Annotated in this window: 9 protein-coding genes; 6 read left to right on the plus strand and 3 right to left on the minus strand. The window is 66.6% G+C overall.

The genetic code is table 11. From position 1 onward, the window contains the following. The first annotated feature begins 106 nt into the window (after positions 1-106). The 3 genes from BGN98_RS07375 to BGN98_RS07385 are packed head-to-tail and all read left to right on the plus strand — an operon-like array spanning position 107 to position 4301. Positions 107-1258 carry a tyrosine-type recombinase/integrase gene (locus tag BGN98_RS07375; RefSeq protein ID WP_288120536.1) on the plus strand — a complete coding sequence of 384 codons (1152 nt, stop codon included), beginning with the start codon at positions 107-109 and terminating at the stop codon, positions 1256-1258. Beyond that, entirely contained in the window at positions 1255-3717 is a 2463-nt protein-coding gene (locus tag BGN98_RS07380; protein ID WP_288120538.1) for a tyrosine-type recombinase/integrase, read from the plus strand. Before BGN98_RS07375 ends, BGN98_RS07380 begins: the two co-directional genes overlap by 4 nt. An 8-nt stretch (positions 3718-3725) precedes the next feature. After that, positions 3726-4301, plus strand: coding sequence for a DUF6262 family protein (locus BGN98_RS07385; protein ID WP_288120540.1), 576 nt, complete (start codon positions 3726-3728; stop codon positions 4299-4301). Between the two features lie 60 nt (positions 4302-4361). On the opposite strand, the gene BGN98_RS07390 is transcribed toward BGN98_RS07385, so the two are convergent. Both BGN98_RS07390 and BGN98_RS07395 read right to left on the minus strand, forming a co-directional pair. After that, complete coding sequence (locus tag BGN98_RS07390) at positions 4362-4874, minus strand: hypothetical protein (protein ID WP_288120541.1); 513 nt, start codon at positions 4872-4874, stop codon at positions 4362-4364. Then, positions 4871-5437: a beta/gamma crystallin family protein gene (locus tag BGN98_RS07395; RefSeq protein ID WP_056208535.1), complete on the minus strand. Its 567-nt coding sequence runs from the start codon at positions 5435-5437 to the stop codon at positions 4871-4873. Before BGN98_RS07395 ends, BGN98_RS07390 begins: the two co-directional genes overlap by 4 nt. A gap of 183 nt (positions 5438-5620) precedes the next feature. On the opposite strand from BGN98_RS07395, the gene BGN98_RS07400 reads away from it, so the two are divergent. The 3 genes from BGN98_RS07400 to BGN98_RS07410 are packed head-to-tail and all read left to right on the plus strand — an operon-like array spanning position 5621 to position 8084. Continuing rightward, positions 5621-6217 carry an RNA polymerase sigma factor gene (locus tag BGN98_RS07400; RefSeq protein WP_288120543.1) on the plus strand — a complete coding sequence of 199 codons (597 nt, stop codon included), beginning with the start codon at positions 5621-5623 and terminating at the stop codon, positions 6215-6217. Next, positions 6214-6681: a hypothetical protein gene (locus BGN98_RS07405; protein WP_288120545.1), complete on the plus strand. Its 468-nt coding sequence runs from the start codon at positions 6214-6216 to the stop codon at positions 6679-6681. Before BGN98_RS07400 ends, BGN98_RS07405 begins: the two co-directional genes overlap by 4 nt. 59 nt (positions 6682-6740) lie before the next feature. Then, entirely contained in the window at positions 6741-8084 is a 1344-nt protein-coding gene (locus tag BGN98_RS07410; RefSeq protein ID WP_288120547.1) for a DUF2079 domain-containing protein, read from the plus strand. A 38-nt stretch (positions 8085-8122) separates the two neighbouring features. Here the strand turns inward: BGN98_RS07410 and BGN98_RS07415 are convergent. After that, a partial coding sequence (locus BGN98_RS07415) for a DNA-processing protein DprA (RefSeq protein ID WP_288120549.1) occupies positions 8123-8975 on the minus strand: 853 nt, incomplete at its 5' end.

The raw sequence follows: 8975 nt of genomic DNA on the forward strand, positions 1-8975 counted from the left end.
TATCTGTAGTCATGTGTGGTCGTACGTGGTTGTCAGCGTCGGATGTAGATCGTCCTTGGGTGGACACTCCCGCAGCAGTGTCAGTGACGGCGGCTACGGTGCGATCATGAGTGACCTCGGGCTGTTCGCGTTCCGCTGGGTGCCGACTTTCTCCGGTGTCGATGCCGGCGTGGTGTTCGATCGGACGCAGGGGACGATTCACCCCGGCGCGTGCGACTGGCTGCGTTCTCTGTCCGAGTCGGGCGCGTCTCCGAACACGGTGCGGAACTACGGTCTCCGTGTGGCGGGCTTCCTGAGTTGGTTGCCGGCGCAGGGGCTTCACTGGACTCAGGTGCGACCGTCCACGCTGGTGCAGTGGAAGAACCATCTGCTGATGACACCGGTGCCGCGAGGCTCCACGATCGCGACGCCTCGCAAGCCCGCGACGGTCGCCGCGTGGTTGGTCGCGTTGGTGGAGTTCTACAGGTGGGCCGCGCTTGAGGATCTCGTGCCCAGGGCCCTGGTCGCCCAGCTGACGGAGGATCAGTTGGTGCGCCCGGGGACGCGGGGCGGTGAGCACGGGCGGATCCGGAGTGTGATGACGAGATCGTTGAAGGTCCGAACGGTGCACGTGGAGACGGCGCCGTTGTGGTTGTCGGAGGAAGCTGAGCGGCGGGCTCTGCTCGAGTTGTCACTGCGGCCGCGGGACCGTTTTTTGGTGGATCTGCTCTACTTCACCGGGCTGCGCATCGGTGAAGCACTGTCGCTGTTTCGACAGGACCTGCATCTGCTCGCCGACAACAGCGCGCACGGCTGCCGGCTCCGCGGTCCCCATCTGCATGTCGTGCGGAACCGTTCCGTGAACGGCGCGCGGGCGAAGTCTCTGCGGACCGTTCCGGTGCCCGCGGAGCTGGCGTTGTCGTATCAGGAGACGTTGTCGGAACGTTTGAGGCTGCTCGGTGACGACGGGAGTCCGAACGCGATCGTGTCGCTGGAGGGCTCGACTGCGGGCCGGGCGTTGACCTACCCGACGGTGGTCGACCTGTTCCGCCGGTGGTCGAACCGTCTGGGGTTCTACGTGAGGCCACATCTGCTGCGGCACACGCGCGCCACGATCTGGTTGCGCGGGCTGGAGGGGCAGGCGGTGGACCTGGATGTCGTGCGGGTGCTGCTCGGGCACCGATCGTTGGCGTCGACGCTCATCTACACGCACGCCAGCGATGAGGCGCTGCGCGCTGCGGTCGTACGCACGACGATGGATTCGGAGGACCGATCGTGACGCTCATCGTCGAGACCGCGGAGGCACCAGGCAGCCAATCTGGAAGCGGTTGGCGGGATTTCCTGGCGGGGATGTTGAACGAGGAGTGGGTTGTTGGTGCGTGGGATGCGGCAACTGGGATCCTGACGGTCGATCCGTTCAACGAGCTCAACGATTTCCGTGCCTGCCGGCGGCCGGGTTGCGCGAATCCCGCTTCGCGCGTCGACTACTGCCCGCCATGCCAGCGGCGGGCCAGACATGCGGGCGTGAGCGTTGAGGAGTATGCCCGCACGCACCCGAAGGTGAGCTTGGATGCGAGGAGGACGACCCGCGGCTTCGAGCTCTGCGGCATATCCGATGAGGCGGGCGTCCGCTGCGGGCGGGCGATGACCACGCGGGGTCTGTGCCCCACGCACTACGACCTGTTCGCGAAACGCTGCAAGCAGTCGGACGCCGCGCTCACCGATCACCGTCTGGAGGCATTCGTCGCCGATCGGGTGGGGAAGGTCGTGTTCCCGTCAGTCCCGTGCCCAATTGCGTCGTGCGGCAGGATCCTGTCGCACAGCATCAGCAGCGGCCTTTGCGACTATCACGACTCGGGACTGCGGGCGGCGCGCCGCAAGCAGCCTGCCCTCACGGTCGAGGACTTCATGGGCTCGAACGTGGTGCTGGAGCGTCACCAGCTCGCGCTCGGGTCGCTGAGCGAGCCGTTGCGCACGGAGCTGCTGTTCGTCATCCAGCAGTATGCCGATCGCGGCGTGGGCCGGGTGATGATCAGCAAGCTGCGGCCGTTCATCAACGACGTCGCCGCCGATCGGCACACCGACCTGTTGGAGTGCTTCCGGTCGCATGAGCACTCCGTCCGGTTGAAGGGTCTGCGCGCGGTCGGGATCCTGCTGCTGGAGAAGGCGCACCGTCAATTCGAGGGATACGACTCGCTCCGCGGCGATCTGATCTTCCTCCAGGACCTGCCGCTGCGGGAGACCCAGTCGGCACGGAACCCGGATCTCGGCGGCACCCCGCTGGATATTCGGAAGCTCACGCAGCCGTGGCTGGCGGACGCGTTCCGCACCTGGCTGGGTGCGACGTTGGAACCGCGTGGGGCAGTCCGGAAGTGTTTCGACGTCTGCGCCGAGGCATCCCAGGTGATGGCCGCTCGCCGGTCCGACGCGGGCACGGATCCGACGCGACTGTCCTACGAGGACATGGCGGCGATCATCGCACGGTTCGAGCAGCGCTGGTCGGCGCAGGGGATCAAGTTCACCTACTCGGTCTGGTGGGAACTCTGCCGGCTGGCACGACGGTTCGGCGTCTGGGATGAGATCCCGGAGAGCTTCGCGCAGAACTACGCCGCGCAGAAACGCCGCACCCTGCGGGGGAAAGGCGACCAGAAGGTCGAAAGCGATCGGGTGACCCCTGCCGCGGTCGTCGCGCATCTGCGAAGCCACACCGACCAGCTCGACATCGGTCGCCATTCCGACATGTATCGGTGCGTGCTCGAACTGCTCATGGAGACCGGCCGCCGACCGGCAGAGATCGCGACCTTGCGCACCGACTGTCTCGTTCAGGATCGGCACGGCGGCTGGCTGCTGCGATACACGGCGCACAAGACCGGCGGCGCGACCAAGGAACTCCCCGTCGAGACACCCGTCGTCGAGTCGATCCGGCGGTGGGAGCGCATCCGCACCGAGCGAGGCATCAGATCGTCGTACCTGTTCCCGAGCGGGAGGCGCCGGCTGCAGGACGAGAACATCCCGCCGATCGGGGAACGCTACCTGGGCAAGATCCTGCACAAGTTCGCAGCGAACCTTCCCCAGGTCCCCGGGCCGGTGACGGACGCTGACGGGCACCCGGTCGACTTCGACCTGACCACGGTGCAGCCCTACGACTTCCGCCGCGCCTACGCGCAACGTCACGCGGACAACGGGACAGACCCGGACGTGTTGCGGCAGCTCATGGACCACGTCTCGTTGAGCACCACGATGGGCTACTACCAGGTCAGTTCGAAACGTCGCCGGAAGGCCGTCAACACGCTCGCCCCGCTTGCGCACGATCGTCACGGCCGACAGGTCGGCATCGCGAACGGGCGTATGCAGCTGAAGATCACACCGGTCCCTTACGGCGACTGCGCGGAGCCGAGCAATGTCGCCGCTGGCGGTACCGCGTGTCAGCTGCGGTATCAGTGCGCGGGCTGTGGGTTCTTCCGCCCCAACCCTTCACACATCCCAGAGATCGAGAAGGAGATCGTGAAGCTGAAGTCGCAGTTGCGGATCGCGGAGGCCTCCGACACCGCCGGCTACTTGCTGGACGCGCAGCGCGGCCTGATCGCCGACTACGAGAAGGTGCTCACCACCATGCGGGAACGTCTCGAACAGCTCCCACAGGACCAGCGGCGTGAGATCTCCACCATGTCCGAGGTGATGAGACGCGCCCGCAGCGCTGCCCTCGCCGGGAAACACATCGAGCTGAGGGAGATATGACGACGACGATGCCCACCCCACCCCGAGGAAACTCCGCTGCGTTGGCCCAGGCGCGGGCCGAGGCCAGCGCCCGCAAGCACCGTGATGTCGCCGCGACTCTGCACGCGGCCGCAGCACACGGCCAGGCGCTCACGGTCTCGACTCTCGCGGCCGCGGCCGGCGTGAGCCGGCAGTTCCTCTACAGCCGCCCCGATCTCATGGAGGGCCTACGTCGGCATCAGGAACGACATCCAGCCGCAGGCGACCGCCCCCTCCACGCGGCACGCGCCGCGGACCTGGTGAACGCGCAGAACACGATCAAACGACTCAAGGGTGAAGCCCGCGAGTTGAACCGGAGGCTCGAGTCGGGGCTTGCCGCGCAGATCGAGCTCCGGGATGAGAAGCGACTGCGTGAGCTCTATGAGCACCGCGGCCATGAGATCGAACGACTCCTCGGCCAGAACGCCGACCTGCTCCGCACCGTTTCCCAACTGCGCGAACAAGTCCGCAGTCTCGAGGACGATCTCGCGGTGGAACGCACCGCCATCCGCGAACTCATGGGGCAACCAGCCAACGTCACCAGCATCCGATTCAGTGACCGATGAGGTAACGGCGGAGCGGGACACCCCTTGCGATGGTGTCCCGCTCCGCCGTCACTGGCTCGGCTATCGGGTGAGCGCGACGCTCTTCCCCGTCACTTCAGTCCCGAAGGTGATTGTCTGGTTGAGGCCGCTGTATCCGGACATGCAGGGGTTGTTGCCTGCGTAGGACCAGCAGAGCTTCGCTCGATAGTTGTTGCTCTTGAAGTTGCCCCGGTTGGGCCAGGTTCCGCTGGCGCCGGTACCGTCAAATCCGTACCACAGGTGCGGTGACAGGTAGCCCTGCCAGCAGGCCCGGTCACCGCTGCAGTTCGGCACCACGCCGAACGGCTGCACTAGCGACGGTGCAGCATCAATCGCCACGAACTCGCCGGTTGCGGGGTCCACCGTCAGGATTGCCGGCTCACCGGACTCGAACAGATCCCTCTCAGCCTGCGTGAAGCCACTCAGAGGGTCATCATCTACGGTCGCGTTGGCGGGAACCCCCGCCCACACGGACGCGATGACGAACAGGATCGCGGCAACCGCGGCGATGACGCGAGGGCGCACGGTCGTTGCCCTCGCGTCGGTGTGGGTCACGCTGCCCAACGGATCGACGAGGCGCGGTCGTTCATCGCGGCGCCGACGTTGCTGGAGTTCACGTAGTAACCGTAGGACGCGCCGCCGTAGTTGGTGTTCTCGAAAATCGCGGTCTTGCAGTTCGAGTACGACCGGAACGACGTGATCCGGTTGTCCCAGCCGATACCGGCGAGGCTCGTGTAGCCGTGGGCGTAGCCGTAGCAGCCGTTCTGGGTGACGCTCGCTGCGTACGAGGCGCCGCCGTAGTTATTGTGCTCGTAGAAGATGCCGATCACGGTGCTTGCCAGCGGCGCGACATCGGAGCGAGCACTGCTGGAGTCGTTGACGAGTTCGTCGCTGACTTCGAGCGCCCCGTCGGGCGTGGACAGGACGATGCCGTATGCCTCGTACACGGCGTCTGCAAGGTTGGCGTCGGCGTCGACGCACAGGGACTTCCCGGTGTCGAGCTCCTGCCAACAGCTCTGAGTGCGGTCGATGGTGTCGGCAGTTGCCGCGGGCGCCGTGATGGCGGCGGCTCCGATCATGAGCAGCGATGCGGCGAGGGCGGCGAGGGGACGTTTCATGATGTTGGTCTGTTCCCTTCGGATCGATGATCTTCGTTCAGAGCCTTGCGACGATCGCTGCTCACACGCCAGACCTCGACGAATACTGAGACCCTTTGGTCCGAACGGACAGTCGCCCCGGCCGACCCACACGGTGGGGGAACATGGGGTACGAGAAGAGTCGTGTGTCGGAGGGAGACGCAGGTGGCGGAGCCCGCGCGCGCGTCCCCGGATCGGCAAGATTTCGCATCGGCCGATCATGTCGAAGACGATGTGCCACTGCTGCGACGACTGCGCGATGGAGACGACACCGCTCTGAGCGAACTCCATGACCGCCACGTCCGGGCGGTGTATCTGCTCGCGCGGAGCAAGGTTGACTCCGCGTCAGACGCCGAGGAAGTGACCCAAGACGCGTTTCTGCTGTTGTGGCGCAAGTGCCGTCGTATTGACCTAACCGGCACCTCTTGCCTGCCGTGGTTGCTGACCACTGCCAACTACCTTGCCCTCAACGTTCAGCGGGCAAGTAGGCGTCTGACGCAGCGGGTCACGACTGCGCTGAGTGAAGACGACCTCACCTCCCCGCGCGAGGTGGACGCCGAAGCAGCGCGGAACATGGAACTCGAACAGGTCGTAAGGATCGTTGCGGCCCTTCCGCAGATCGACCAAGACGTATTTCGGCTCTGCGTTGTCGAGGGACTCAGCTACAAGCAGGCCGCGTACCAGCTCCGCACCAGTCACTCGGCTGTACGGAACCGCCTGTCCCGGGTGCGCGGAGCGTTGAGGAAGCAGATAGACCAATGACTATTGACGAGCCGAACTACGACCGGATGCGCGACAACCTGATGCGCGAGGTCCGGCGACGTAGCAACCGGAGCCGGTCTCGCAAGCGGGTCAGCATCTTCATCGGCGCCGGTGTGCTTGTCGCTGCCACCACGGGTGGGGCGCTGATCGCCCTTGCATCCGCGGAGCTGCGGCACAACTCCGCGTACTGCTACGAGTCGCCCTCGTTGCAGAGCCGCGCGCAGCAGGTCGGCGATCCGTCGCCGGTCGGAGACGACCGGGTTGCCCGCGCCATCGACTTGTGTGAGTCCGTATGGCGTATCGGCGTACTCGGTGGTGAGAATGACGGACCGCCCCCCAACGATGGGCGGATCCATCTCGTTCCGGAGCTGTTTGTCTGCTCCCAGCGTGACGGGACACTCGCGGTCTTCCCGGAGGAGGATGGCGTGGCGTGCAGCGATCTCGGCCTGGAGCCACCCCGGTGACAATCACGCCGATCCGGGCGCTGCCCACGGCGCCGCGGCTACCCGGTCGGCACAGGCGCATGGGATGGATAGCGCCGTGCGCCGTCGGGGTGATCGTCGCGACGACATACGTTGTCTACGCAGCATGGCAGTGGTCGCAGTTCACCGTGAAGTCCTGGGACCTGAGCATCTTCGCCCAGCTGCTCGACAACTACGCCCGGATGCAACCGCCCATCGTGAACATCAAAGGCGACGGATACAACCTCCTCGGCGATCACTTCCACCCCCTCCTCGCTCTGATCGCACCCGTCTACGCGATCGCGCCCCACGCGTTCACACTGCTCGCCGTTCAAGCGGTGTGTTTCGCGATCGCTGCCGCGATGTTCACCCGCACCGCGACCCGCAGCCTCGGCACCGTCGCGGGCGGCGTGCTCCTCGGACTCGCGTTCGGCTTCAGCTGGGGTCTGCAATACGCCGCCGAAGCACAGTTCCACGAGATCGCCCTCGCCGTCCCCCTGCTGACCTGTTCGCTCAGCGCACTGCTCGAGCGCCGCGATCTCGCTACCGTGCTGTGGGCGGCCCCCCTGGTCTTCGTCAAGGAAGACCTCGGCCTCACCGTCGCCATCATCGGTCTGCTTGTCGCTTACCGCTCGCGCAAGCCGCTTGGGCTCTGGCTCGCGGTCTGGGGCGTGGGCTGGTTCGCGATCGCGGTGTTCATCGTGCTCCCACTCCTTAACCCCCAGGGTTCCTGGGCGTACGCGAGCAACGCCAACCCGCTGACACTCCTTGCCGACCCTGGCGGGCTCTTCCACCCATCGAAAGGGCTCACGCTCGCCCTGATCCTGGTGATCAGCGGCGGGCTCATCCTCCGGTCACCGATCGCGCTCGTCCTCCTGCCGACCCTCGCGTGGCGTTTCCTCTCAAGCAACCATGGCTACTGGGGGCCAAGCTGGCATTACAGCGCCGTCCTCATGCCGATCGTGTTCGTCGCACTCCTGGATGCCATCAACCGCGGACCCACCTCCCGGTGGACCTGGCTTCGCAGCTACAGCCGCCACGGCGCCGCGATCGCCGTCACAGCAGCAACAGTGCTCCTACCCACACTCCCGCTATGGTCGCTTCTCTCACCCAACTCGTGGGATCAGCCCGACCGGGCTGACGCAGCGACCACAATCCTTGAGGCGATTCCTGCTGGCTCCTCGGTTGAGACCGACATTGGCCTAATGTCATACCTCGTCGACGACCACGACGTCTACTGGCTCGGAAACTCCAACCCCACCCCGGACTGCATCCTCATCGACCGGATAGCCGGAGGCACACCACACGAGTGGGGCAGCGCTCTTGAGGTCGCTACCCGACTCCATCCAGGCGCCACCTACCGCCCCATCGCCAAGCACAGCGGGTACGAGCTCGCCTGCCAGTAGCTGACGTCGATTACATGCCGCTCCCGCACAATCTTGCTTCACCCCCTTGACAACACCCAGATAAGACTGGTGACCGGGCCGGGGACGGCGCCGACCGTGCGACCGAGGGCAGCGGCGTGGTGGGCGGTGGTGAGCGACCCGGATCGCACGCCGGCCTCGACGACGACCGTCGCGGCGGTGGTCGCGGCGATCAGTCGGTTGCGAGCGAGGAAGCGCCAGCGGGTGGGTGCGGAGCCGGGGGCGACCTCACTGGCGACCACGCCGCCGCGGTCGGCGATCCGGGCGATCAGCTCGCTGTTCCCCGCGGGGTAGGGGCGGTCGGCCCCACCGGCGAGCCAGGCGATGGTGGACCCGCCCGCGGCGAGGGCTGCGCGGTGTGCGGCGGCGTCGATGCCGTAGGCGGCTCCGCTGACGATGACGATGCCGCGACGGGCGAGATCGGCGGCGATCTCGGCAGTCACGTGCTCTCCGTAGCTGGTGGCTGCGCGAGCGCCGATCACAGCGATCCGTTCGGGCAGGTCGCGGGTGAGCGGGGCGAGGGTGCCACGCGCCCAGATGATGTGCGGAGCGGCGTCGCCGAGGTCGCTCAGGCCGGGGATGGTGGCCGGGTCGATCAGGGTGATGCCGTGGCGGGCGGCGGTCTCGAGCGCCTGGTCGATGAGGCGGGCGTTGTGGCGGGGCAGCCAGCGGGCGGCGGCTTGTGTGGCCTCGTCGACGTCGATGTCTGCTGCGGCGAGTGCGGCGAGGAGGGCGTCGCGGCCCGCGATGAGCGCCTCGAGCGCGGCGGTGTGGCCGGCGTGGCGGGTGAGGGTGCCGGCGGTGGTGTCGCCGGGCTCCGTGATGGTCGACCAGGCGGCGCGGGCCTCGAGGGCGGTGGCGGTGGTGAGTGTG

The organism is Microbacterium sp. 69-7 (assembly GCF_001897985.1).
Classification (GTDB): Bacteria; Actinomycetota; Actinomycetes; order Actinomycetales; family Microbacteriaceae; genus Microbacterium; species Microbacterium laevaniformans.